This is a genomic window from Butyrivibrio sp. AE3006, from assembly GCF_000424165.1.
In the GTDB taxonomy this organism is placed as follows: domain Bacteria; phylum Bacillota; class Clostridia; order Lachnospirales; family Lachnospiraceae; genus Butyrivibrio.
In genome coordinates, this window is the sequence record NZ_AUJJ01000009.1 from 1 (window position 1) to 25,595 (window position 25,595).

Annotated in this window: 21 protein-coding genes, 3 tRNA genes and 1 rRNA gene; 19 read left to right on the top strand and 6 right to left on the bottom strand. The window is 43.2% G+C overall.

Translation table 11 applies throughout. The features are described from left to right. The 12 genes from G603_RS0105390 to dnaB form a co-directional block, all read left to right on the top strand. Window positions 1–334, top strand: a 23S ribosomal RNA gene (locus G603_RS0105390); the annotation flags it as partial. Between the two features lie 82 nt (window positions 335–416). After that, window positions 417–489 (top strand) — tRNA-Asn (locus tag G603_RS0105395). A 44-nt stretch (window positions 490–533) separates the two neighbouring features. Continuing rightward, window positions 534–605, top strand: a tRNA-Glu gene (locus G603_RS0105400). 13 nt (window positions 606–618) lie between these two features. Then, window positions 619–689: transfer RNA gene (locus G603_RS0105405), tRNA-Cys, on the top strand. Between the two features lie 164 nt (window positions 690–853). Further along, the gene (locus G603_RS0105410) at window positions 854–1,756 is read left to right on the top strand and encodes a S1 RNA-binding domain-containing protein (protein ID WP_026669557.1); all 903 of its coding nucleotides are present in this window, start codon (window positions 854–856) and stop codon (window positions 1,754–1,756) included. A 68-nt stretch (window positions 1,757–1,824) separates the two neighbouring features. Then, a complete protein-coding gene (locus tag G603_RS0105415; protein WP_026524855.1) occupies window positions 1,825–2,541 on the top strand; it encodes an NAD-dependent protein deacylase in 717 nt (238 codons plus the stop codon). Between the two features lie 230 nt (window positions 2,542–2,771). Next, window positions 2,772–3,062 carry a 30S ribosomal protein S6 gene (gene rpsF / locus G603_RS0105420; protein WP_026524854.1) on the top strand — a complete coding sequence of 97 codons (291 nt, stop codon included), beginning with the start codon at window positions 2,772–2,774 and terminating at the stop codon, window positions 3,060–3,062. Window positions 3,063–3,080: 18 nt separating this feature from the next. After that, window positions 3,081–3,545: a single-stranded DNA-binding protein gene (locus tag G603_RS0105425; RefSeq protein WP_026524853.1), complete on the top strand. Its 465-nt coding sequence runs from the start codon at window positions 3,081–3,083 to the stop codon at window positions 3,543–3,545. Window positions 3,546–3,606: 61 nt separating this feature from the next. Next, the gene (rpsR, locus tag G603_RS0105430; protein ID WP_022763528.1) at window positions 3,607–3,870 is read left to right on the top strand and encodes a 30S ribosomal protein S18; all 264 of its coding nucleotides are present in this window, start codon (window positions 3,607–3,609) and stop codon (window positions 3,868–3,870) included. 198 nt (window positions 3,871–4,068) lie between these two features. Beyond that, the gene (locus G603_RS0105435) at window positions 4,069–6,120 is read left to right on the top strand and encodes a DHH family phosphoesterase (RefSeq protein WP_035792204.1); all 2,052 of its coding nucleotides are present in this window, start codon (window positions 4,069–4,071) and stop codon (window positions 6,118–6,120) included. 20 nt (window positions 6,121–6,140) lie between these two features. Continuing rightward, window positions 6,141–6,587 (top strand): 50S ribosomal protein L9, encoded by a 447-nt coding sequence (gene rplI, locus G603_RS0105440; protein WP_026524851.1) that lies wholly within the window; start codon window positions 6,141–6,143, stop codon window positions 6,585–6,587. 3 nt (window positions 6,588–6,590) lie between these two features. Next, entirely contained in the window at window positions 6,591–7,952 is a 1,362-nt protein-coding gene (gene dnaB / locus G603_RS0105445) for a replicative DNA helicase (protein ID WP_026524850.1), read from the top strand. A gap of 231 nt (window positions 7,953–8,183) precedes the next feature. Here dnaB and G603_RS0105455 read toward each other — a convergent pair whose 3' ends face one another. Continuing rightward, window positions 8,184–8,354 (bottom strand): DUF362 domain-containing protein, encoded by a 171-nt coding sequence (locus G603_RS0105455; protein ID WP_026496855.1) that lies wholly within the window; start codon window positions 8,352–8,354, stop codon window positions 8,184–8,186. A gap of 431 nt (window positions 8,355–8,785) precedes the next feature. Between G603_RS0105455 and nifJ the strand changes: the two genes are divergently transcribed. Continuing rightward, window positions 8,786–12,313: a pyruvate:ferredoxin (flavodoxin) oxidoreductase gene (nifJ, locus tag G603_RS0105460; RefSeq protein WP_026669559.1), complete on the top strand. Its 3,528-nt coding sequence runs from the start codon at window positions 8,786–8,788 to the stop codon at window positions 12,311–12,313. Between the two features lie 103 nt (window positions 12,314–12,416). On the opposite strand, the gene G603_RS0105465 is transcribed toward nifJ, so the two are convergent. After that, window positions 12,417–13,163 (bottom strand): adaptor protein MecA, encoded by a 747-nt coding sequence (locus G603_RS0105465; protein ID WP_026669560.1) that lies wholly within the window; start codon window positions 13,161–13,163, stop codon window positions 12,417–12,419. Between the two features lie 667 nt (window positions 13,164–13,830). Between G603_RS0105465 and G603_RS0105470 the strand changes: the two genes are divergently transcribed. The 5 genes from G603_RS0105470 to G603_RS0105490 all read left to right on the top strand — a co-directional run bounded on the left by G603_RS0105470 (window position 13,831) and on the right by G603_RS0105490 (window position 18,950). Beyond that, a complete protein-coding gene (locus tag G603_RS0105470) occupies window positions 13,831–15,600 on the top strand; it encodes a glycosyl hydrolase family 18 protein (RefSeq protein ID WP_026669561.1) in 1,770 nt (589 codons plus the stop codon). Window positions 15,601–15,620: 20 nt separating this feature from the next. Next, window positions 15,621–16,679, top strand: a complete 1,059-nt coding sequence (locus tag G603_RS0105475) for an L-threonylcarbamoyladenylate synthase (RefSeq protein ID WP_026669562.1) — start codon at window positions 15,621–15,623, stop codon at window positions 16,677–16,679. 68 nt (window positions 16,680–16,747) lie between these two features. Then, complete coding sequence (gene rpiB / locus G603_RS0105480; RefSeq protein WP_026524845.1) at window positions 16,748–17,185, top strand: ribose 5-phosphate isomerase B; 438 nt, start codon at window positions 16,748–16,750, stop codon at window positions 17,183–17,185. A gap of 1 nt (window position 17,186) precedes the next feature. Further along, window positions 17,187–17,669: a deoxycytidylate deaminase gene (locus tag G603_RS0105485; protein ID WP_026524844.1), complete on the top strand. Its 483-nt coding sequence runs from the start codon at window positions 17,187–17,189 to the stop codon at window positions 17,667–17,669. A gap of 72 nt (window positions 17,670–17,741) precedes the next feature. Further along, entirely contained in the window at window positions 17,742–18,950 is a 1,209-nt protein-coding gene (locus G603_RS0105490; RefSeq protein WP_026669563.1) for a cell wall hydrolase, read from the top strand. A gap of 2 nt (window positions 18,951–18,952) precedes the next feature. Here the strand turns inward: G603_RS0105490 and G603_RS0105495 are convergent, their stop codons facing one another. Further along, complete coding sequence (locus G603_RS0105495) at window positions 18,953–19,441, bottom strand: DUF402 domain-containing protein (RefSeq protein WP_026524842.1); 489 nt, start codon at window positions 19,439–19,441, stop codon at window positions 18,953–18,955. Between the two features lie 109 nt (window positions 19,442–19,550). Between G603_RS0105495 and G603_RS0105500 the strand changes: the two genes are divergently transcribed. Then, entirely contained in the window at window positions 19,551–22,109 is a 2,559-nt protein-coding gene (locus G603_RS0105500) for a hypothetical protein (RefSeq protein WP_026669564.1), read from the top strand. Window positions 22,110–22,223: 114 nt separating this feature from the next. Here the strand turns inward: G603_RS0105500 and G603_RS0105505 are convergent, their stop codons facing one another. The 3 genes from G603_RS0105505 to G603_RS0105515 are packed head-to-tail and all read right to left on the bottom strand — an operon-like array spanning window position 22,224 to window position 25,448. After that, window positions 22,224–23,414: a ribose-phosphate pyrophosphokinase gene (locus tag G603_RS0105505; RefSeq protein ID WP_026524840.1), complete on the bottom strand. Its 1,191-nt coding sequence runs from the start codon at window positions 23,412–23,414 to the stop codon at window positions 22,224–22,226. Window positions 23,415–23,426: 12 nt separating this feature from the next. Beyond that, a complete protein-coding gene (locus G603_RS0105510) occupies window positions 23,427–24,401 on the bottom strand; it encodes an ATP-binding protein (RefSeq protein ID WP_026669565.1) in 975 nt (324 codons plus the stop codon). A 33-nt stretch (window positions 24,402–24,434) separates the two neighbouring features. Further along, window positions 24,435–25,448, bottom strand: a complete 1,014-nt coding sequence (locus G603_RS0105515; RefSeq protein WP_081669841.1) for a DnaD domain protein — start codon at window positions 25,446–25,448, stop codon at window positions 24,435–24,437. Between the last annotated feature and the right edge of the window lie 147 nt (window positions 25,449–25,595).

The following is a 25,595-nucleotide window of genomic DNA, read 5'->3' on the forward strand; positions in this document are numbered from 1 at the left end:
AGCGGTACGCGAGCTGGGTTCAGAACGTCGTGAGACAGTTCGGTCCCTATCCGGCGCGGGCGTAGGATATCTGAGAGGAGCTGTCCTTAGTACGAGAGGACCGGGATGGACGGACCGCTGGTGTATCAGCTGCATCGCCAGATGCATAAGGCTGGGTAGCCAAGTCCGGAAGGGATAAACGCTGAAGGCATCTAAGCGTGAAGCCCCCCTCAAGATGAGATATCCCTCCATTATGGAGTAAGACCCCTTAGAGACTATGAGGTAGATAGGCACAAGGTGTAAGCATGGTAACATGTTCAGCTGATGTGTACTAATAGGTCGAGGGCTTGTCCAAAAAGAAAAAAAAAAAAAAGATTTGGAATAAGATGGAATAATTCAGTGTTCGGTTTTGAAGGTACGGATAAAGTAATTAATAATCCTCAATAGCTCAGTCGGTAGAGCATTCGGCTGTTAACCGAAGTGTCGTAGGTTCGAGTCCTACTTGGGGAGCTACAATACGGAGAAATCCGAAATAACCTGTACTACAGGGACACGGCTCCGTGGTCAAGTGGTTAAGACATCGCCCTTTCACGGCGGTAACACGAGTTCGAGCCTCGTCGGAGTCATCAAATTTAATATGGTGCCATAGCCAAGTGGTAAGGCGTGGGACTGCAACTCCCTGATCGTTGGTTCAAATCCGACTGGCACCTCTAATTAGTCTTAAATGTCATTTCGATGTTTAAGGCTTTTTTGTTGTATGAATTTGGAAGATAAATGCGAGATAGCATTAAAAAATAGATGTTAAGACAATTTAGTCGGTGTATAATTTTGATTGTAGGTCAATAATCTTTTTAGTTTGGGGAGGAATTACAAAATGGAATCAATGGAAGATTTTAAGGATGAAATAGACAGATCATTCAGACAGATTTCTGAGGGTGACATTGTTACCGGTACAGTAATCGGAGTTGATGAGTCTGAAGTTCTGTTAGATATTAAGTATTTCACTCAGGGTGTTATAAAGGCAGAGGATTTCTCAGATGATCCGAAGTTTTCTATAAGAACTGATGTGAAGGTTGGAGATGAGGTTTCTGCTACTGTTGTAAAGACAGATGATGGAAACGGAAATATTCTTCTTTCAAAGAAAGAGGCTACCAAGGTTCTTGCCTGGGATAAGCTTAAAGCGATGATGGATTCTAACCAGAATGTTACTGTTACAGTTATTGAAGCTGTTAAGGGCGGCGTTGTAGCATTCCTTGAAGGAATCAGAGGATTTATTCCTGCATCAAAGCTTTCTCTTAATTATGTTGAAGAGGCTGATCTTGATGACTTCGTAAATAAGAAGCTTGAGGTAAGAGTAATCACAGCAGATGAGACAAATAAGAAGCTTGTTATGTCTGCTAAGGAGATTCTTAAAGAGAAGGCTGATGAGGAGAGAGCTGCGAAGGTTTCTAACGTACAGGTAGGACTTGTTACAGAAGGTACTGTTGAAAGTTTTCAGGACTACGGTGCTTTCATCAATCTTGGAAACGGACTTTCAGGACTTGTACATATTTCTCAGATTTCAAATCAGAGAATTGCTCATCCCAGCGCAGTTCTTAAGGTTGGCGATAAAGTAAAGGTTAAAGTTACAGCTATTAAGGATGGTAAGCTCAGTCTTAGCATGAAGGCACTTCAGGATGTGGCAGCAACTGAGATCACTGAAGAGAAGATTGAATTTGAGAGCGAAGGTGAAGCAACCACATCACTGGCAGATCTTCTTAAGAAGGCTGGATTCTGATAAGAAAATTAAGTTATAAAGTTTTTCTGTTGTAGTAGTGGTAGTTTTTCATAAGGAAGGCGATGGCTATGGATGAAAATATCAGAGAACTTAAGGAACTAATAGACGGATCTGACAACATAGTTTTTTTCGGAGGCGCTGGTGTATCCACGGAAAGTGGTGTTCCGGATTTTAGAAGTGAGGATGGTCTGTATCATCAGCATTATAAATATCCTCCGGAGCAGATGCTTAGTCACAGCTTTTATGTGAGAATGCCGGAGGAATTCTTCAGATTCTATAAGGATAAGCTTCTTGTTAAAGGAATTAAGCCCAACAAAGCTCATCTTAAGCTGGCAGAATGGGAGAAGCAGGGCAAACTTAAGGCTGTCATCACTCAGAATATCGATGGGTTACATCAGGCTGCAGGCAGCAAAGAAGTGCTTGAGCTTCACGGCAGCGTCCACAGGAACTATTGTGAGAGATGCGGTAAGTTCTACGACTTTGATTTCATGGCAGAGTGCGAAGGCGTTCCTTATTGCGAATGCGGCGGCAGAATAAAGCCTGACGTGGTTTTATATGAAGAAGGCCTTGATATGTCTATCATGAGTAAAGCAGTGGATTATATAGCAAATGCAGACGTACTCATAATTGGCGGAACATCATTGGTTGTATATCCTGCAGCAGGACTTATTGATTATTACAGAGGACATAAGCTGGTACTTATAAATAAGCAGGCCACCACAAGAGACGGGCAGGCAGATCTGGTAATCCAGGGGCCTATTGGAGAAGTACTGGGACAACTCTAAAAAGTATGTCTCTTTAAATGAAATCTCAGGAATCTGCACTAGCTGTGGATTACTTAATAATATGATTTGTCAGTTAATTTAGGGAAGGTTCTGACTATCATAAATTGAGGTTTTTTTGAATAATATCGCTTGCAATAAATAGGATGTTGTGCTAAAGTATATCTCTGTGATAATTTCCTTGTTACCGTAATGTAAACGGTAGCCAGAGACCAAAAGGAGGTAAAGAAAGCATGACAAAATATGAGTTAGCCGTAGTCGTTAGCGCTAAGATCGAAGACGACGCAAGAGCAGCAGCTGTTGACAAGTGCAAGGCTTTGATCGAGAGATTCGGCGGACAGATTACAGATGTTGATGAATGGGGCAAGAAGAAGCTTGCTTACGAGATCAACAAGATGAATGAGGGCTTCTACTATTTCATTCATTTCGATGCAGAGAGTACTGCACCTGCTGAAATCGAGAAGCGTGTCCGTATCGTCGATGGCGTCATTCGTTATCTTATCGTTAAGCAGAACGAGGCCTAAGAGAAAGAGGACGAAGATATGAATAAAGTTATACTGATGGGACGATTAACAAGAGACCCCGATGTTAGATATTCTCAGGGGGAGAATTCAATGGCAATTGCGAGATACACACTTGCTGTAGATCGCAGAGGCAGAGGTAACAACAATCAGGATGGTCAGACTGCTGACTTCATCAATTGTGTTGCATTCGGCCGTACCGGAGAGTTTGCTGAGAAGTATCTTAGAAAGGGTACAAAGATTTGCGTCACAGGCCGTATCCAGACCGGTAGCTATACCAATAAGGACGGTCAGAAGGTATACACTACTGACGTAGTAGTAGAGGAGCACGAGTTTGCAGAGAGTAAGAATGCTGCAGGCGGAAATGGTGGCTTCTCAGGCGGAGCTCCCGCAGCACCTTTCGATGGCGGTAACAGCAGCCAGGATTCAGGTGATGGATTCATCAATATTCCTGATGGAATCGACGAAGAGCTTCCGTTCAATTAAGTTATTGATTTATAAATGCCTTTATGGCATTGTTGACTGAATTTGATAAGGAGGTACCACAATGGCTTTCAATAAGTCTGATAGAACCGATTCTCCTGTAAGAAGAAAAGGTGGTATGCACAGAAGAAAGAAAGTTTGCGTATTCTGTGGAAAAGACAATGTGATCGATTACAAGGACACAGCAAAGCTTAAGAAGTTCGTTTCTGAGAGCGGCAAGATCCTTCCCAGACGTATCACAGGTAACTGCGCAAAGCACCAGAGAGAGCTTACATCTGCTATTAAGAGAGCAAGACATCTTGCACTTATGCCTTACGAGGCAGAGTAATAGCAATAGCTATTTCAAGTGATTATAGAGACACTCACTAGATTTATTCTATTGAGTGTCTTTTTTTGTACACCTTAGGAAGTAAAATTAAAAATGCAGAAATTTAGAAGAGTAAAGTAAGTTTCCTCGAAATTAAAATCTGTGTTATCATATATAAGTAAAAATAGCGGTACCTCACGCTTTACGATGGAGAGGAATATGCAGAAAAACAGAATTAGGCTTAAAGGAAAACTCAAGACATTTCTATATATTTTCATCTATCTTGGAATACTTCTGGCGCTTGTTACGATAGCTGTCCTGACGGTTGATTTTACGGCGGGACTGATTGTGGCGGCTTTTGCGCTTTTGTATTTTATGGCTGTTATCTATTTGGATTTTTATAACAAGCCCATCATAATGAACGAGCTTATAAGCTTTGCCACGGAGTATGGACAGATTCAGAAGAGATTGTTAAGAGATCTTGATCTGCCTCATGCACTGCTTGATGATTCGGGTAGAGTTGTTTGGACAAATACAGCTTTTGAGAAGGCTATTCATCAGGAGAAGGGATTCCATAAATCCATAACAGCACTTTTCCCTAATATAACTACGGACAAATTCCCGGAGGGAGAGGAAGAGGTGCATCAGGATGTTACCTTTGAGGATAACTCCTATGTCCTTAAGATGAAAAAGATATCCCTTGATGAGATGGCTGCAAACAGCGATATTATCGATGCTTCCGGATATGAAGGTTTCCTTATAGCGGTTTATTTATTTGATGAGACAGCCCTCAGACTTGCAATCAATGAGGTTGATTCACAGAGTCTTGCAGCGGGACTTATCTATATTGATAACTACGACGAAGCTCTTGAAAGCGTAGAGGAAGTTAGGAGATCTTTGCTGACAGCGCTTATAGACAGAAAAATAAATAAGTATATCGCCACCTGTGACGGTATTGCCAAGAAGATTGAGAAGGATAAGTACTTCATTGTAATGCCCAAGAAATCGGCGCAGTATCTGAAGGAAGTTCGCTTCGATATCTTAGAGGATGTTAAGACTGTAAATATCGGTAATGAGATGGCAGTTACGCTTAGTATCGGTATGGGACTTGATGGTCTGTCCTATTCTCAGAATTATGAATTTGCCCGTAACGCCATAGACCTTGCTCTTGGTAGAGGCGGAGATCAGGCGGTTGTTAAGACTCCTGATGAGATCATGTACTTTGGCGGTAAGAGTCAGAAGGTTGAGAAGAGTACCAGAGTTAAGGCCAGAGTTAAGGCTCACGCCCTTAAGGAGATCATCAACAGTAAGGATACCGTTATTGTTATGGGTCACAGAATCGGTGATGTTGACAGCTTTGGCTCATCCGTTGGTATCTACAGAATAGCTAAGACTTTGGATAGAAAGTGCCACATAGTTCTCAATGATGTGACTAATTCCATGAAGCCGCTGGTTGATCTTTTCAAAGGTAATCCTGAATACGAGCAGGATATGATCATTAATAATCAGCAGGCCATTGATATTGCAGGTAATAATGCGGTTCTTGTGGTTGTGGATGTAAATAAGCCCAGCATAACTGAGTGTCCTGAACTTCTCAAGTTCTGTAAGACTATAGTTGTGCTTGATCACCACAGACAGAGTACGGAAGTTATTGAAAATGCCACTCTTTCTTATGTTGAACCCTATGCATCAAGTGCCTGCGAGATGGTTTCAGAGGTTTTACAGTACATTGATGAAGCTGTAAAGATAAGGCCCGAAGAAGCTGACAGTATGTATTCCGGAATTATGGTTGATACCAATAATTTCATGAATAAGACAGGTGTACGTACCTTTGAAGCGGCTGCTTTTCTTAGAAGAAACGGTGCTGACGTAACAAGAGTAAGGAAGCTTTTCAGAGAGGATGCTACAGAGTACAAGGCAAAAGCCGATGCTGTAAGTCAGGCAGAGATTTATCGCGGAGCCTATGCGATTTCTGTTTGTGATTCAAATGATCTGCAGAGTCCTACTATAATTGCGGCTCAGGCTGCCAATGAGCTCCTTAATATCAAGGGAGTAAGGGCAAGCTTTACATGTACCCAGTATCAGAATCAGATATATGTAAGTGCCAGATCCATTGACGAAGTAAATGTACAGATCATCATGGAGAAGCTTGGAGGCGGCGGACATATCAGTTCCGCAGGCTGTCAGTTTGAAGGAATCTCCGTTGATGAAGCTATAACAATGGTAAAGAACCAGCTTGATGCGATGATCGAAGCAGGCGAGCTGATATAAAAGTTTGGAGGAGAAGGATAATGGAAATAATTTTGTTAGAGGACGTTAAGTCTCTTGGAAAAAAGGGAGATATTGTTAAGGTAAGTGATGGATACGCATCCAATTTCATTTTACCTAAAAAGCTGGGCGTTGAAGCAAATAAAGCTAATCTGAATGATCTTAAGAATCAGAAAAAGCGCGAGGAAAAAGAGGCCCAGGAGCTTCTTGAGAGCATGAAGGAGCTTGCAAAAGAAATAGAGAAGGCTAACGTAAAGGTTACCATGAAGGCAGGCGAGGGCGGAAGAGTTTTCGGTTCTGTTTCTTCCAAGGAGATCGTTGCTGAGGCAAAGAAGCAGTGCGGTCTTAGCCTTGATAAGAAAAAGGTTCAGCTGCCTGAACCTATCCGTTCCTTTGGTACAACTGAGGTGCCTGTAAAGCTGCATCCTCAGGTTACTGCAATCCTCAGGGTTTCTGTTACGGAGGCTTAAGAAATGCCCGAAGAGAATTTAGTACAGCGCACAATGCCAAACAGTCTTGAGGCAGAGCAGTCGGTTGTGGGAGCTATGCTGATAGACAGGGATGCCATTCAGGTTGCATCAGAGATGCTGCATCCGGATGACTTCTACAACAGGCAGCTGGGTATGCTTTTTGAAGCGATGGTAGAGCTTTATAAAGATGGAACGCCTGTTGATAATGTGACGCTTCAGAATCATTTAAAAGAGAAGAATGCGCCGCCGCAGGTGTACAACATGGATTACATCCTTGGGATGGCAAGTAGTGTTCCCACCTCGGCCAATGTGAAATATTATGCGGAGATAGTTCGCGATAAGAGTAAGCTCAGAGAGCTTATTCATTCCTGCCAGGATATTATAAATAATTGTTTCCAGGACAGCACAGAGCTTGAGGCACTTATGAATGATACGGAGAAGGAAATTTTCCGCATCACGCAGCTTAGTAACAGCGGCGAGTTCGTGCCCATAAGTGAGATAGTCATGAACGCCCTCAATAAGATTGAGATGGCAAGTAAACTGCAGGGAACAGTTACAGGTCTTGCCACAGGATTTACTGATCTTGATTATAAGACAGCAGGCTTCCAGCCTTCGGATCTGATACTTATCGCAGCCCGTCCTTCCATGGGAAAAACGGCGTTTGTTCTTAACATCGCTCAGCACATGGCTTTCCATCAGGGTAAAACCGTTGCGGTATTTTCACTGGAAATGTCAAAGGAGCAGCTGGTAAACCGTCTTATGTCCATGGAATCACACGTTGATTCGCAGCACATCCGTACCGGTAACATGACAGATATGGACTGGGAGAACCTGATTGAGAGTGCGGATCTCATCGGAAGATCCAATCTTATCATTGATGATACGCCGGGTATCTCAATCCAGGAGCTTCAGTCAAAGTGCCGTAAGTACAAGATGGAGCACAACCTGCACATCATAATGATCGACTATTTGCAGCTTATGAGCGGAAGCGGTAAGCGTTCTGCTGAGTCAAGACAGCAGGAGGTATCAGAGATTTCAAGAGCACTGAAGGCTCTTGCCCGTGAGCTTAACGTACCCGTTGTTGCACTGTCACAGCTCTCCCGTGCGGTTGAGTCAAGACCTGATCACAGACCTATGATGTCTGACCTTCGTGAGTCCGGTGCCATCGAGCAGGACGCAGATATGGTTATGTTCATATACAGAGATGATTATTACAATAAGGATACCGACAGAAAAGGTGTGTCCGAGATAATCATTGCAAAACAGAGAAACGGCCCGATAGGAACAGTAGAGCTTGCATGGCTTCCTGAATTTACGAAGTTTGCAAATCTTGAGCCGTCATACAGAAGAAGTGGTCAAGAATAATATCCCCTCATCCGTCACTTCGTGACACCTTCCCCCCAAGGGGAAGGCAGGGAAAAGAAAAGCCTTCCCCCAAGGGGAAGGCAAGGAAAAGAAAAGCCCCCCAAGGGGAAGGCAGGGAAAAGAAAAGCCTTCTCCCTCTGGGGGAAGGTGTCAGCGAAGCTGACGGATGAGGGCAATAAAAAATCCGAAGCGAAAGCTTCGGATTTTCTTGTTTACATTTGCAATTTGCAATTAGCCCTGTGAAATAGCTGAAACGGGGCACTGAGCTGCACAAGAACCGCAATCGATGCATGTATCAGGATCGATGTTGAACTGTGTGTCACCCTGAGAAATAGCAGAAACAGGGCACTGACCTGCACAAGAACCGCAGCTGATGCAACTATCACTAATAACGTATGCCATATCAAAAATCTCCTTCCTGAATAAAAAGTTTGTAATACTTTTAGGATCGGCAGATGCCGCTGCCAATCAGTATTACCTACTACAGAGACTATGATAATATAATTGAATATTTTACGCAAGCAATTTAGCGATAACTTTTATCAATGAAGCGTTTGTTTATAAAAGATTTATTCTTTTTATATTTTCGTTATTTTGTTTAGAAAAATTATCATTCTGAAGGCCTTAGAAATGGCTTGAATTCGTTGACTTTGCGAAATCACAATGTTAGAATTTAAATTGCGCGTAGTGCGTACATTAGCGATTTTACGGCATAGGTGTGTAAAAGCTTAACATGCCTATCCTGGGAATCCAAGACCAAGTAATCGTAGGAATTCCGGTTTTTTCTTTGCCCCTATGATTACAATACACTATTAAAGGTAGGAGGAATAGAAATGGCAAGAAACATGAAAACCATGGACGGTAACGAAGCTGCTGCATATGCATCATATGCGTTCACTGAAGTTGCTGCCATGTACCCGATCACTCCTTCATCAGTTATGCCTGAGCATGTTGATGAGTGGGCTACTGCCGGCAAGAAGAACATCTTCGGTCGTACAGTACAGATCACAGAAATGCAGTCAGAGGCAGGTGCAGCAGGTGCTGTACACGGATCTCTTGTAGCAGGTGCTCTTACATCTACTTACACTGCATCACAGGGACTTCTTCTTATGATCCCTGACATTTACAAAGTAGCTGGTGAGAGACTTCCCGGCGTATTCAACGTATCAGCTCGTTGCGTAGCTTCACATGCGCTGAATATCTTCGGTGATCACTCTGACGTTTATGCATGCCGCCAGACAGGTGCTGCAATGCTCTGCAGCTCAAGCGTACAGGAGGTTATGGATCTTACACCTGTATCTTACATGGCTGCTATCGAAGGAAAACTTCCTTTCATTAATTTCTTTGACGGTTTCCGTACTTCACACGAAATCCAGAAGATCGAAGTTTGGGATTACAAGGATCTCGATGAGATGGTTAATCACGAGGCAATTGACGAGTTCAAGGCTAACGCTCTTAACCCGAATCATCCTCGTCAGATGGGTTCAGCTCAGAACCCTGATATCTTCTTCCAGGCAAGAGAAGCTTGCAACACAGGTTATGATGAGCTTCCTGCAATTGTTCAGAAGTACATGGACAAGGTTAATGCTAAGCTTGGAACAGATTACAAGCTCTTTAACTACTACGGAGCAGCAGACGCTGAGACAATCATCGTTGCTATGGGTTCCGTAAACGATACAATCGAGGAGACAATCGACTACCTTGCTAAGCAGGGTCAGAAGGTCGGCGTTGTAAAGGTTAGACTTTATCGTCCTTTCGATGCTAAGGCTCTTGTTGATGTTATTCCCGCAAGTGTTAAGAGAATCGCAGTTCTTGACAGAACAAAGGAGCCCGGTTCTTACCGTGAGCCTCTTGCTCTTGATGTTATTGCAGCTCTTAAGGGCACTAAGTTTGAGTCAGTTCCTGTTATGTGCGGACGTTATGGTCTTGGCTCTAAGGATACTACTCCTGAGCAGATCGTTGCTGTTTACAACAACACAGATAAGGAACAGTTCACAATCGGTATCAATGATGATGTAACACATCTTTCACTTGATGCAGGTGCTCCCCTTGTTACAACTCCCGAGGGAACAACAAACTGTAAGTTCTGGGGTCTTGGTGCTGACGGTACTGTTGGTGCTAACAAGAACTCCATCAAGATCATTGGTGATAACACAGACATGTATGCTCAGGCATACTTTGATTATGACTCTAAGAAGTCAGGCGGTGTTACAATGTCTCACCTCAGATTTGGTAAGACTCCTATCAAGTCAACTTACCTCATCAAGAAGGCTAACTTTGTAGCTTGCCACAATCCTTCATATATCCGCAAGTTCAACATGGTTCAGGAGCTTGTTGATGGAGGATCATTCCTTCTTAACTGCCCTTGGACAGTAGATCAGCTTGAGACTGAGATTCCCGGACAGGTTAAGAAGTTCATGTATGACCACAAGATCAACTTCTATATCATGAACGGTTCTAAGATCGGTGTTGAAGTAGGTATGGGTCCTACAAGAATTAACACAATCCTTCAGTCTGCATTCTTCAACATCACAAAGATCATTCCTGAAGAAGATGCGATCAAGTTCATGAAGGATGCTGCTCAGAAGACATACGGCCGTAAGGGTGAAGATGTCGTTAAGAAGAACTGGGATGCTATCGATGCCGGTGCTGATCCTAAGAACCTTATCAAGGTTGAGATTCCTGAAAGCTGGAAGGACGCTAAGGACGAAGGTCTTGAGTTCACAGAAGCTAAGGGCGATCGTAAGGACGTTGTTGATTTCGTTAACAACATCCAGTCCAAGGTTAATTCTCAGGAAGGTAACACTCTTAAGGTTTCTGACCTTCTTCCTTATGTTGACGGTTCTACACCTAGTGGATCTGCTGCATTCGAGAAGAGAGGTATTGCAGTTAACGTTCCGAAGTGGGATGCTACAAAGTGCGTAGAGTGTGGATTCTGCTCACTCGTTTGTCCTCACGCTGCAATCAGAACAGTTGCTCTTACAGATGAAGAAGTTGCAAATGCTCCTGAAGGACTTCAGACAAAGGATCTCAACGGAGTTCCCGGATACAAGTTCTCAGTTGTTATCTCTGCACTTGATTGTACAGGATGTGGCTCATGTGCTAATGTCTGCGTTGGTAACAAGGCCGGCGAGACACTTAAGATGGGTGCTATCGCTGATAATAAGGATGAGCAGAAGTACTTCGACTATGCTGTTAAGACTCCTGTTAAGACAGAAGTTGTTGAGAAGCTTAAAGAGACAACAATCAGAGGTTCACAGTTCAAGCAGCCTCTCCTTGAGTTCTCAGGCGCTTGCGCAGGTTGTGGTGAGACACCTTATGTTAAGCTTGTTACTCAGCTCTTTGGTGACAGAATGTACGTTGCTAACGCTACAGGATGTACATCAATCTGGGGTAACTCCTCACCTTCAACACCTTACACAGTAAATGCTAAGGGTCAGGGTCCTGCATGGGATAACTCACTGTTCGAGGATAATGCTGAGTTTGGTTTCGGTATGGTTCTTGCACAGAACGCTCTCCGTGATGCTATCAAGGAGAAGGTAGAAGAGATCGTTGCAGCAGGCGGTTCTGCTAAGGATGCTGCTCAGAAGTATCTCGATACATTTACAAACGGCGCAACAAACACAGCTGCTACAGAAGAGCTCGTAGCTGCACTTGCAGGCGACAGCTCAGATGCTGCTAAGTATGTTGTTAAGAATAAAGACTTTGCCGCTAAGAAGTCACAGTGGATCTTCGGTGGTGACGGATGGGCATTCGATATCGGATTCGGTGGTCTCGATCACGTACTTGCTTCCGGTAAGGATGTAAACGTTCTCGTTGTTAACACTGAGGTTTACTCAAATACAGGCGGACAGTCTTCAAAGGCTACACCTACAGGTGCTGTTGCACAGTTCGCAGCAGGTGGTAAGGAGATCAAGCAGAAGGATCTCGCTTCTATCGCAATGAGCTATGGTTATGTATATGTTGCTCAGATCGCTATGGGTGCTGATATGAACCAGACACTTAAGGCAATCGCAGAGGCAGAGGCATATCCGGGACCTTCACTCATCATCGCTTATGCTCCTTGTATCAACCAGGGTCTTAAGGCCGGCATGAACAAGGTTATGGACGAAGAGAAGAAGGCAGTTGCTACAGGTTACTGGCATATGTTCAGATTCAATCCTGCAGCAGAGAAGAAGTTCTCACTTGACAGCAAGGCTCCTACAGAGGAGTATCAGGACTTCCTTGACGGTGAGGTTAGATACCTTTCACTTAAGCTCAAGAATCCTGAGAGAGCACAGAAGCTCTATGCTAAGTCCAAGGAGAATGCTCAGGAGCGTCTTGCATACCTGAACAAGCTCGTTACTCTCTATGATAACTAATCTGACAAAAACAGATTGAGAGCAAAAAGAAGCTCCGGCGAGAAATCGCCGGAGCTTTTATAATGTCATAAATGAAATTGTTTAAATGCGATGAAGACAAGTATCAGATGCCTGCAAGCTTCTGTATAGCTTCATCCTTAATGATTATCTGATAGTGTTCATTAAAATACTGTTCGCTGATGGATGAAGATGTCTCTGGCTTACCATACTCGGAGAGAACTGTGCACAGCTTCTTAAGAGTAGTTGCAGATGCTCCGTCGGGATGGATGAGAAGGAAAAGCTTGCCATCCTTATCGCTCTTGTAAAGAGTATTGCGGACACTCACCTCTGCATTATTCATTGCTGAGAAATTCATCACATCATGCATGGATCCAAATGAGAATAAGAAGAAGGGATCTGCAGCAGCAGGTTTTCCTGCGGTTCTCATCTGATTAGGCGATCTCTTGGCAGTTCCTTCAGCAGGAGCTGAATCAGCATCTCTAAGCTTTTTAAAGAGATTCATGATATCTGTATCACCGTCCTCCTCTTCTTCAGTATATGAGCCTGAAACCTCGCTCTGAAGAGCAGGTGAGAAATTGGCGAATCTGGTATCAAGTTCTTCAGGATCTTCAACCTTTGTTATTATAAGAACGATGCACTCTGAATTTATCGGAACAGCCTCAATCATAAGAGGGATATCTTCTGCATCAAAGCCAAACTGGTAATTAGCCTGCTGCATCATATCGCGGAATAAGTCTTTTGCTTTATCTGTTCCATACGCAAGCTCGCTTATTTTGAGCTGTCTGCTTGCGAGATCATCTTTTGTAAGTGTGCATCGGATCTGATAATCATTAACGCGTTCGATTTTCATGCGATGCCCTCCCTAAATAACATAAATTATTAAGTAATTAGTAGAATATTAAAGGAAACGTTGATGTGTGTCAATAGATGTATCGGCATGTTTTAAAATTTCATATATAAGCCCAATTCTTAGAAAATAATTAAATTTTGATTAAGATGCTTGATTTTGTTATCGGCGTCGTGTATAGTACAAAACCGTGGTGCCTCTGCGACACAGTATCGGGGGAGGAGGCATGATAACTACAGATTGATTTTACAGCGTTTCACCGTATCTGGTGGAATGTCTTACAAGCTCATCCAACAATCGTTGGAGAGAAATCACCGAAATTTTTTTAATAATTCAAACACAAACTATCCGTTTTTATGGCGGAATATTAATTATTTTTATTTATTCGGTACTGCAGTGGCACCAGTTGTCAATTTAATAGAAGGTTTACAGGCGGGAATGTGTTTTGGCACAGTATTCAGACTTATGCCGGGTTTGGGAAATTATCACGTAAACTCCTTATGGAAAAGAAACCTGACCCCTTAGAAAATTCAGTCAACGCGTTATTTGCGGCAGGTCCCCACCCAAAGCGTTTTTGCGCGTAATTATGCGCCTGTAACCTCAATTAAATGGCTATTATATATTCATTTATGATATAATGTAGGGCGATTGGAAGGAGCTGGTTTTATTAATGAAAAAGAAAGTTATGCCGGTGATTATTATAATCGCCCTTATTTTAATTATTGGACTGATTTACGGGGCACAGATAGCAATCGAGAAATTTTCATATTCCAAGACTCAGGCAGATCTAAACGAATATTATGGAATTTCAAGTGAGCAGGATGTGGCTATTATATATAACGATTCTGTTTTAGAGGATAAGGCAGTAAAAAAAGACGGTGTTTATTACCTCGATTATAATCTGGCAAAGAGCGTTCAGGGTAATAAGTTCTATTACGGCGAGGCAGATCAGACGCTTTTCTATACTACTCCAAGTGCCACCTATACCACAAAAATTGGTGAGTCTTCCTGGACTTCCACAAATGGTGAGAGCGGAGATGCAGGCTATACTATTTCCTATGTGGATGGAGAAAAGCTCTACATCGCTCTTGGCTATTTAAAGGCCTTTACAGATTTGGACTATCAGGTATTTGCTTCGCCTGACAGAATAAGACTTTACGCAGGAAGCTATGAGCAGACTCTTGCTAAGGTAAAGAAAAAGACAGCTGTTCGCGTACTTGGCGGTATAAAGAGCGATGTTGTTTCTTATGTTGAAGGCGGAATGGCCGTTGTTACCAACCAGATGGATGAATGGTCTGAGATCATCACCTGGGATGCTCACAAGGGTTACGTTGAGAATAAGTATCTTGATTTTATGGGCACCGGCGAAGTTACCAAGGCTGCCATAGAGGCAGAGAATCCTGAAGGACTTGCAGAAAGCCCCATTGAGACAGCTGCAGGAAGCCTGCCTGCACCGGCTGGTCTTAAAGACTATACTACTGTAAGACTTGATGGCAAGGTGAATATTGGATTCCATCCTATTGCAGGAGCTGCCGGTAATGCAACAATTGACGGAGTGATTGCGCCTACAAAATCTTTGAATGTACTTGCGCCTACATGGTTTACCATAAGTGATAACGAAGGTACAGTTGTAAGTTATGCCACAAGGGATTATGTATCTACAGCCCATGCTAACGGAATGCAGGTTTGGGGCGTTCTTGATAATTTTAATTCCGGTAACCAGATCGATACTGTGGCAATTTTGTCTCATGAAGCATCCAGAGCGAATGTGATTTCGCAGCTCATTGCTTATGCACAGGAATATGAGATTGATGGTATCAATGCGGACTTAGAGCAGATAAATGAAAGCTGCGGACCGGATTATCTGCAGTTTATGAGAGAACTTTCCGTAGCCTGCAGGCAGAACGGCCTTGTTTTCTCAATAGATGATTATGTACCTATGGATTTTAATGATCATTATGATCTTGTGGAGCAGGGCGAGATTGCCGATTACGTGGTGATCATGGGCTATGATGAGCACTACGGCGGATCTGATGAAGCCGGCTCAGTTGCTTCTATCGGCTATGTTCAGGGAGGCATCGAGAAGGCTCTTACAATGGTTCCTGCAGAAAAACTTGTAAATGCCATTCCTTTCTATACAAGAGTGTGGACTACATCAGGCGGAGAGGTTTCAAGTAAGGCTCTTCACATGGACGGTGCCACAAATATTATCAATCAGTATGGCATGGAGATGAACTGGGATGAGGAGACATGCCAGTACTACGGTGAAGTAACGGATTCAAACGGTGCACTTATTCAACTGTGGAATGAGGAATCCCGTTCCATAGAGGTTAAGCTTAGTGTAATGCAGGCAGCAGGAATCGCCGGCGTTGCTGAGTGGGCCCTTGGTTTTGAGAATGCCGAAGTATGGGATGTAATTGCTGCTTATATGGCGCAGTGATCCTGTTAGAAAGAAGTACAATGGATACAATAGTTGAAGTAATTGACGAAGAAAATATAGATGAGGGTGCCCTTGAAGTTTTAAAAAAGGCAGGCAGTATTATTAAAGATGGCGGTCTTGTGGCTTTTCCCACAGAGACGGTTTACGGACTTGGAGGCGATGCACTTAATCCCCAGTCTTCAATGAAAATCTATGCTGCAAAGGGCAGACCTTCAGATAATCCGCTTATAGTTCATGTAGCGGATATGGAATCCATAAAAAAGATAGTAAAAGAGATTCCGGATGCGGGATATAAGCTGGCCGAGAAGTATTGGCCGGGGCCCCTTACAATGATAATGAATAAATCCGATGCGGTTCCCTATGAGACCACTGGCGGACTTGATACAGTTGCTATCAGAATGCCAAGCAATAAGATAGCAGCAGAGCTTATAAGATGCGCGGGTGGATATATTGCAGCACCAAGCGCCAATATATCAGGAAGACCAAGCCCCACAGAAGCTAAGTACTGCGTGGAGGATTTAAGCGGCAGGGTTGAGATGATAATAGACGGCGGAGCAGTGGGAATAGGACTTGAATCCACTATTATTGATCTCACTTCGGATGTGCCCATGATACTCAGACCCGGGTATATTACAAAAGAAAATCTTACTGAGCTTCTTGGAGATGTCAGTGTTGATAAGACAATCCTTGATGCCAATTCCAAGGCAGCACCCAAGGCTCCGGGAATGAAATACAGACACTACGCACCAAAGGGAGACCTTACTATAGTTGAGGGCGATTCCCAGAAGGTAGCAGAGTATATAAACGGCGAGCTTAAAAAGGCTAAAGGGCAGGGATTAAAGACAGGAGTCATAGCAACCAGTGAGTCAGCTCCCCTGTATAATGCCGATATAGTAAAAATCGCCGGCAGCAGGGATGATGAAGAGGAGATAGCTCATAATCTTTTCAGTATTCTTAGGCAGTTCGATGATGAGGAAGTTAATCTGATGTTTTCAGAGAGCTTTGATGATACAGGTATCGGGCAGGCCATTATGAACAGACTTTTAAAGGCAGCAGGACACAAGGTTGTAAGAGTCTGAGCGATAAATGTAAAAGTGATGCGCAGGTTTAGATACGCCTGCCATAGCTAATAGAGGAGGATGAAAAAATGATAGCACTTGGAAGTGATCACGGCGGATATGACTGCAAGCAGGTTGTAATCGCATATCTCGAGGAGAAAGGAATCGAATACAAGGATTTTGGTACCTATGATACTAATTCCTGCGATTATCCTATTTTTGGAAAAAAGGCAGCAGAGGCTGTTGCCAGTGGCGAGTGTGAAAAGGGTATCGTTATCTGTACCACCGGAATCGGCATTTCAATAGTTGCCAACAAGGTTAAGGGAATCAGATGCGCTCTTTGCAGCGAGCCTCATTCAGCAAGACTTACAAGAGAGCACAATGATGCAAATGTGCTTGCCATGGGCGGAGCACTTATAGGTCCTGATATGGTGGTTGATATCGTAGATACATTCTTAAATACACCTTTCTCAGGCCTTGAAAAGCATTCACGAAGGATATCAGAGATAACAGATATGGAGGAGTGATATGAAAAGGGAGGATTATATTTCCTGGGATGAGTATTTCATGGGAGTTGCCAAGCTTGCGGCTATGAGATCCAAGGATCCCAGCACACAGGTTGGGACCTGTATTGTCAGCGGCGACAATAAGATTTTGTCCATGGGCTACAATGGTTTTCCTGTTGGCTGTGATGATGACGATTTTCCTTGGGAGAGAGACGGAGAGGATGAGCTTTCAACCAAGTATCCTTTTGTAACTCACAGCGAATTAAACGCGATCCTTAATTACAGGGGAGGAAGCTTAGAGGGTGCTAAGCTTTATGTTTCTCTTTTCCCTTGCAATGAATGTGCCAAGGCTATTATTCAGGCAGGCATCCGCACTGTTGTATATGACAGCGACAAATACGCATCTTCAGCTGCAACAAGAGCATCTAAGAGAATGTTTGATGCAGCCGGTGTGAAATATTATCCCTACCAGAGATCCGGGAAGAATATCCATATAGAGATTTAAGTGTGAGACCATGCACGGCTGCGTCAGTTGCAGAAGTGCAGGTCGATACTATTTAGTAAAAGGGGAGACGTTGTGAAAAAGTTTCCGGGGAGAGTCTTAAGCTGTCTGCTTTTACTGGGGCTTCTTGGCGTATCTGCCAATTATTCAATAAATGTCAGAGCGACGGAGGCTACCAAAAAGGCGCTTGAGGAAGCGAAGCAGAAGCTTGAAGACACAAAAGGTCAGCTGAGTGATACCAAGGATCAGCTGGACGACAAAAAAGAAGATATCAGTAATCTTAATAAACAAAAAAGTCAGCTGGAGAACAAGCTGGACGATCTTAATGAGCAGCTCACAGAGGTTAGTAATAACCTGACTGATCTTGAAAACAAGATTGATGATAAGGAAAATGAGATTGCCAATACCGAGGCGGAGCTTGAGGTTGCTATTGATACCAAGGACGCCCAGTATGCATCCATGAAAAAGAGAGTTCAGTTCATTTATGAGAATCAGGATGTTCTTCTTTATGATATGCTGCTTGGAAATGAGAGCTTTGGAGATTTCCTTAATCAGAAGGATCTAATTAAAGCTCTGTCTGCATATGACAGAAAAATGTTAGAGGAATATATGCAGACTTGCGAGGATATCTCGGATAAAAAGGATAAGCTCAATAACGAGAAGGCTGAGCTTGATGAATATAAAGTCCAGGTAGAAGCAGAGCAGAGCCGTGTTTCAGGACTTGTCAGTTCCACAAGCGGAAATATCAAAAAGTACAAGCAGGATATTTCAACAGCGGAGGAAGAAGCTCAGTCCATAGAAAATAAAGCAAGAGAGTTTGAGGAGCTTGCAGAGTCACAAAGTGATGATGTTAAAAAGCTGGAAGCCAAGCTGGCAGAAGAAATCAGATTGTCAAAGCTGGCAAAGAGTTCCAAGTGGAGAAATATTTCTGAGGTCACATTTGCAGAGGGCGACAGATACCTTCTTGCAAATCTGATATATTGTGAGGCCGGCGCCGAGCCCTATGAGGGCAAGGTTGCAGTCGGCGCAGTTGTAATCAACAGAGTGCTCAGTTCCGTATATCCGGATACCGTGGTTGGCGTTATTTATCAGTCAAGCCAGTTTTCACCTGTGGGAAGCGGACGTCTTGCACTTGCGCTTGCAAACGGAAGCGCAACAGAGTCTTGTTATCAGGCAGCAGATGCCGCCATGAGCGGAGTCACAAACGTAGGTAACTGCGTTTATTTCAGAACTCCGATACCGGGACTTACCGGCATAAACATTGGCGGACATGTATTTTACTAAAATCAGGTATTCTGTGAAATGGCCTTGATTATGGGAGCTTCCAGGGCAGAGATGCTGTTTTCATAAATGGCATCCATAAGGTCCCCCAGAGAAGTCAGCGCTTTTTTCAAAAGGCGTTCATCGATAAGCTTTTGCTCAAAGGCTTCTGAGAGTTCATCAAGGTCAAGGATTCGGATTTTTCCATCGGGATAAATAACTACGTCTGCAAGAAGGTCAAAGGTCAGGATGGAGTTTTCCTCCGGGCCCTGCTGATAATCCACAATGTCGCAGTACCAGTACATAAGAGTGGAGTCAGCTCTGTAGAATTTGCTTATTTTATAGCCTCTTTTCAGGTAGTAGCAGGAATATCCATGGGACAGATCAGAACGCGGATGGATTGCGTTCCAGGACGTGACGATAGTATTTTCGTCGCATTGCAGAATGTGATCATCCTTAAGCAGGATGCATTCGTTTGGAATAACACGTTTACGATAAAGTACTGGGTGGTCCATAATTCCCCCAATCTGCGCATTTGCGCTTTTTATTAAGAAACGGTTTTAGGTTAGAAAAATATTACCGCGATGACACGCATAAGTCAATTGATTTAGGGTGCTTATAGAAATGAAGAAAACAATAATCAAGATTTTTTATACGATTGCCGTCTTTGTGCTTTCGTTATTCATAATAGGACACTTCAGTAATAAAGAGACTGTGGACATGACAGCTCAGATGGGTGCTCCTACATTTCCCACAATTTCCTTTTTAGAAAGCGGAAAAGAGATCAATTTACTTCATGGATACTCCTCGGAGCTTGAAGTAAACCACGTAAGAGGCACAGTGCTTCCAATTGATGCCGGAAGAAACATTGCTTTTAATATGAATACCTACGGTACTTTCATTTCAGGGCTTCGCTTTGAGGTGAGACAGGTATCGGGAGATGGTCTTGTTGAGAATTCCGATATTACAAACATCACTCAGAAGGACGATATCATCACGGGATCATTCCAGCTTAAGGATCTGATTGATGCAAATCAGGAATACATGCTGGTTATGCTATGTAATGTAAATGATGAGCCGGTGCGCTATTACACGAGAATTATCTGGTCTGAAACAGGCGAAAAATATAATGTATCAGATGAGATTAAGTTTGTCACAGATTTCCACAACATGACCTTTGATAAGCAGGGTTCCACAGAGGAGCTTTCCAAGTATCTGGAATCTAACTCTGATGGAGATAACACCACCTTTAGTCATGTGACTATTCACAGCAGTTATGATCAGGTAACCTGGGGCGATCTTAATATCACATCCCATACAGAGCCGCTTATTGAGGTGTCGGATATTCATTCTCAAACAGCGGTACTTAGGCTCTATTATCAGCTTATTCAGAAAACAAAAGCGGGAGAAGATAAGCTCTACAACGTCACAGAGAACTTCCGCGTAAGATATACCACAGACAGAATATACCTTCTTGGCTATGACAGGAAGATGAATTATGTATTTAACGGCGATAAGTCTGATTTTTCCGATAATGTTATAAATCTATGGATTTCAGACAGTAATCTCCCCTTTAAGGAGAGTGATGGCGGTAACGCTGTAGCTTTTGTCAGCGAGGACAGACTTTACGTCTATAACAGTACTGACAATAAGATGGCGTTGGCCTTCGGCTTTTATAATGATGAATACAATGATGAGCGCACAAGATGGCAGGCTAACAGAATCCATATCCTGAATGTGGATGAGACAGGAAATGTGCAGTTTGCAGTCTCGGGATACATGAATCGCGGCGACCACGAGGGAAAAGTGGGAATAGCGGTTTACGGATATGATTCTCAGTTGAACACCATTGAGGAGCAGGTCTTCATTCCAGTAAATTTCCATCAGGATATTTTGCAGGCTTATAACGATAAGATGCTCTATGCGGGAACAAGCGGTAATCTTTTCTTCATGCTTGAAGGAAATGTTTATATGGTTAATCTGTCCACCAGAGAGCAGAAGAAGCTTATCGAGAATATCTCAGATGACAGATATTGTATCTCTCAGTCAGGCAGCAGTATTGCATGGCAGGATGAGGACAGGAAAACAGTTAATATCATGGATCTCTCCACGCAGGCACAGTCTGAGATTGAAGCTGAAGCGGGAGATTTCATCAGAGTTCTTGGCTTTATGGGAGAGGATCTGACCTATGGCCTTGTCCATGAATCCGATGTCCACAGCGATCAGATGGGTTCACTCATCTATGGAATGTACAAGATATGCATCGTTGACAGTGAGGGCAGTATTCTTGAGAACTATAATCCCGGCGAAGCCCTTGTTACCAATGTATCCATTGAAGATAACGTCATAAGGATAAACAGGGCAAATTGGAATCCTGAGACTGAGCTTTTTGAAAGCGTGATGGACGATCAGATAATGAGCACCATAAAGACAGAGAAGGGCAGTAATTATCTGACTGTGGCAGCGACAGAGGATTATAAGAATCTTCTTGAGATCATGCTTAAGAGCAACATGAATGTTAAGACACTGAGATCTGTTACACCGAATATGACTTTGTATGAGGGCAGCAGGGAAGTAATCGCAGCCAGCGACCGAAATATGGATGCAAGTCCTTATTACTATGTCTACAACATGGACGGAGCAATGAGCATCTGCGATAATCCTTCGGATGCCATAAATGATGCTTATAATAATCCCGGCGTAGTTGTTGATGATTATGGCAAATATGTTTGGTACAGAGGTAATCTCCTTAAAGCAAATCAGATCATGTATATTACGAATCTGGCAGAGGAGTGGGAGAATATGCCCGGGGATAATTCCACAGCAGTTTGCCTTGACCTTATTCTTCAGCACAAGGGTATAAGCGTAAATGTTCAGTCTATGCTGGATCAGGGAAAAACTACTCTTGATATCCTGGGAGATAATCTGGTATCAGCCAGAATCCTTGATCTTGACGGATGTCCCATGGAGGCCATGCTTTACTATGTTAATCAGGATATTCCTGTAATGGCTACCATGAATGACGGAAGCAGTATGATGATCATAGGCTTTAACGATCTTAATACTGTGCTACTTGAGCCAACTAAGGGAGAAGTTTACAAGCTTGGAAGAAATGATACCGCCACACTTTTCCAAAATAACGGTAATCATTTCGTAACCTACATGCAGGTTCAGAACAATTGATAATATAGAGAGAATAAAAAGGAGGGCCATATCACAGCTAAGTGATATGGTCCTCCGTTATTTTGTCTTTATGTTTGCCGGGAACTAAGAAGTCCTGCAAATGTTTTTCTGAGATTACTCAGTAAGCTCGCCTGCGTTGTATCTTGCAATAATGCTGTTGATACGCTCAACAGGATTAAGAAGATCGCTGATTGATGCATCATGGTTAAGTGTATCGATGAGGTAAGCGATGTACTTACTCATATCGCAGCTGATATACCAATCTCTTGCAAGAAGCTCAGGTGTCTGATAGATGAGGTTGGTTGTAAGTACTCTGTCGATAAGTCCTTCTTCATAAGCCTTATCGAAGATCTCAAGACCGCTGGTGAAAAGACCAAAGGTTGAGAATGCGTAGATGTGAGCTGCCTTTCTCTCTTTAAGAGCTCTTGCTACATCGATCATGCTCTCACCTGATGAGATCATGTCATCAACAATTATAACGTCCTTACCTTCAACAGATGTTCCAAGGAACTCATGTGAAACGATGGGATTTCTTCCATCAACTACCTGTGTGTAGTCACGGCGCTTGTAGAACATTCCTACATCAAGGCCCATAACTGAAGCAAGATAGATTGCACGGCTCATACCGCCTTCATCCGGGCTTATTACCATCATGTGGTCTGAGTCGATCTGAAGTCCCTTAATATTTCTAAGGAGTGCTTTTATAAACTGATATGTTGTGCGTACAGTTTCAAATCCGTTAAGAGGGATAGCGTTCTGTACTCTGGGATCGTGAGCATCGAATGTGATGATATTATCAACACCCATGCCTACAAGCTCCTGAAGTGCGATTGCACAGTCGAGAGATTCTCTTGATGTGCGCTTGTGCTGACGGCTCTCATAAAGGAAAGGCATGATAACAGTGATACGTCTAGCCTTACCGCCTACAGCAGCAATTATTCTCTTGAGATCCTGATAATGATCATCAGGAGACATGTGGTTTTCTTTACCAAAAAGCTGATAAGTAAGTGAATGGTTACAAACATCGACCATGATATAGAGGTCGTCACCGCGAACTGACTGAAGGATTACGCCTTTCGCTTCGCCGCTTCCAAAACGCGGAACCTGAGCTTTCAACAAGTAGGAAGGACGTTCATAGCCTGTAAATGCAAGGCTGCCCTTATGCTCGTTCTCACGTTCCTCACGCCACTTTACAAGGTAATAGTCTACCTTCTCTCCAAGGGACTGACAGCCCTCAAGCGGAATGATCCCCAAAGAACCTACGGGGATGGTTTCAAGGTTGCGCTTTTCTTCTCTTCTTGGCATTAGAAGAATTCCTCACTTTCCATTCTTAAACTGCATTTTCTTTTGAATTCGAATATCGTCACCGGTAAGCTTGCACACGCGATATGAGCTTGCGATTCTGGAGAATACTCTGTCAGAATACATGGCCTTAATATCGTCCAGTGAAAGGTTGGTGGTGATAATCGTGGACCTGTTTCTCAAAAGTCTTTCGTTGATGCAGCTAAAAAGCTGAGGTATAGAGTTATTGGTAATGTGCTCGGTACCCAGGTCATCAATAATAAGAAGATCTGTGTTGTACAGGTCGTCGTAGAGCGTACTAAGCTCTTCGGATTTTTTGAAATCGAAAGAGTATGTCTGCAGAAGAGCAAATAATGAAACCGCGCTGAAATAAAGCACAGAATGCCCTTTGTCCAGTATCTCTTTGGCTACGCAGACAGACAGGAACGATTTTCCAGTACCCACTGTACCATAAAAGAATAAATTTGGATAGGAACTTTCAAAATTCTTAATAAAATCTTTCGAAGTTCGAACCGCACCTCGGAATCTTTCCAGATCCTCGCCATGGTAATATTCTTCAGATAAAACGCTAAAATTAGCGCTTTCTGTCATTTTTCTGATGTTGGATTGCGCATAGAGTCTTTCGATTATGCGCTGTCTGAAGCATGAGCATTTCTCACCGTTCACATAGCCTGTGTCACGGCAGATAGGGCAGTCATACTTCATATCAAGGTAATCTGCAGGATAGCCGGCTTCGGTAAGAAGCTGCTTCTTCCTGGTGGCAACATCTGCAAGCATCTCGTGAAGCTTTCCCCTGCGCAGGTTTTCGCCAAGAAGCAGCCTTCTACCAAAGTCTGCACTGATACTTCCGGTGGACTGCGAAAGCACCAGATATCCGGGAACATGATCTTCGATTTCCCTGATCTTTGTGTTTAGCTCATTGCGATGATAATTTCTGCGGTTTTCATAATCATGCATTATCTCATCATACTGGATGTTTGTTAGAGCCAAAACATGTCCCTCCTCCCATATTTAATCAGATGATCAGTTATCCAGAAGCTGGCTTTCTAAGCTTTCAAGATTGTAATCATTCTGTTTAAATCTGTTGAATTTGATATTGTCGAACTTAATAGGTCCGTTATTATTAGAAGAATTCTGTCTTGCTGTTTTGCCGAATTCATCATCAAGCTTCTGAATCTCTTCAATTGTGTGTGCTCCGCTTTCGTGCCACTTGCGAAGAATTCCATCGCAGTACTGCAGTCTCTTAGTCTGAGTCTGAAGTACGGTTCTGCGGCATGCCTCGGTAATTACAGTCAGTGTAAAACCATAGGTGTTCTGCCATTTATCAAAATAGTTAAGCTCTGTGCGGGTGGGAGCATTCTGCATTCCCAGCTCGCGCATGATTGAATATGCGTTTTTGTGTGCTGTGCTCTCGGCTCTTGCGCTCTCGGGAGTAGTGATCCCTTTCTCATGCCAGTTAAGAGCAACCTTTCTTACATAATCGAAATCCTTTTTGCCTGCTGATGCGCAGTGCTGAAGGAGATAGTCGATAAGATCCTCTGAGAATTCAAGCTCATCCTGAATGTAGTAGATTGTCTTGATCTCTGTAGGATTAAGAGTTCTTCCAAAGTACTGCTCGGCTACAAAGAGCATCTGCGGATTGTCTTTGTGCTTTACGACCTTTTTCCTGGTCTCTTTGGGAATAACTACAGGTTCTGCCGGTGCAACTGTGTGCAGAACGGTCTTTGCCGTTTTCTTAGGAACAATATCCTGCATATGAATACCTGATAGCTGACCTATTCCGTCATACTCAAGAGCCATGAGCCCCTGGTTCTCCCAGAACTTAAGCGCACGAATAATGTCCTTCTCTGTATAGTTAAACTTGTCGGCAAGGTCAGATACGCTTGTAGCCTGACCTGCGCACATCATTCTAAGAAGATAAAGATAAACCTTTATCTCCGCGTCATTTGCTGCCGCAAGATATTCATCAATAAAAATATTGGAAAGCTCAGTGCTGGACACACTGCTATTAGGATTAATAATTACTCGCCCCATCATCTTTTCTCATCACCCACTTACTTCAAATTTCTTTCGAAATGCATTATAGCATTGTGGATTATTTATGAAAATGGGAAAAATGACGATAAAAATGCCGGCAAACCAAGGCCAGTGGCGAATCTCCGCAAATGTGGACAATGTGGATAA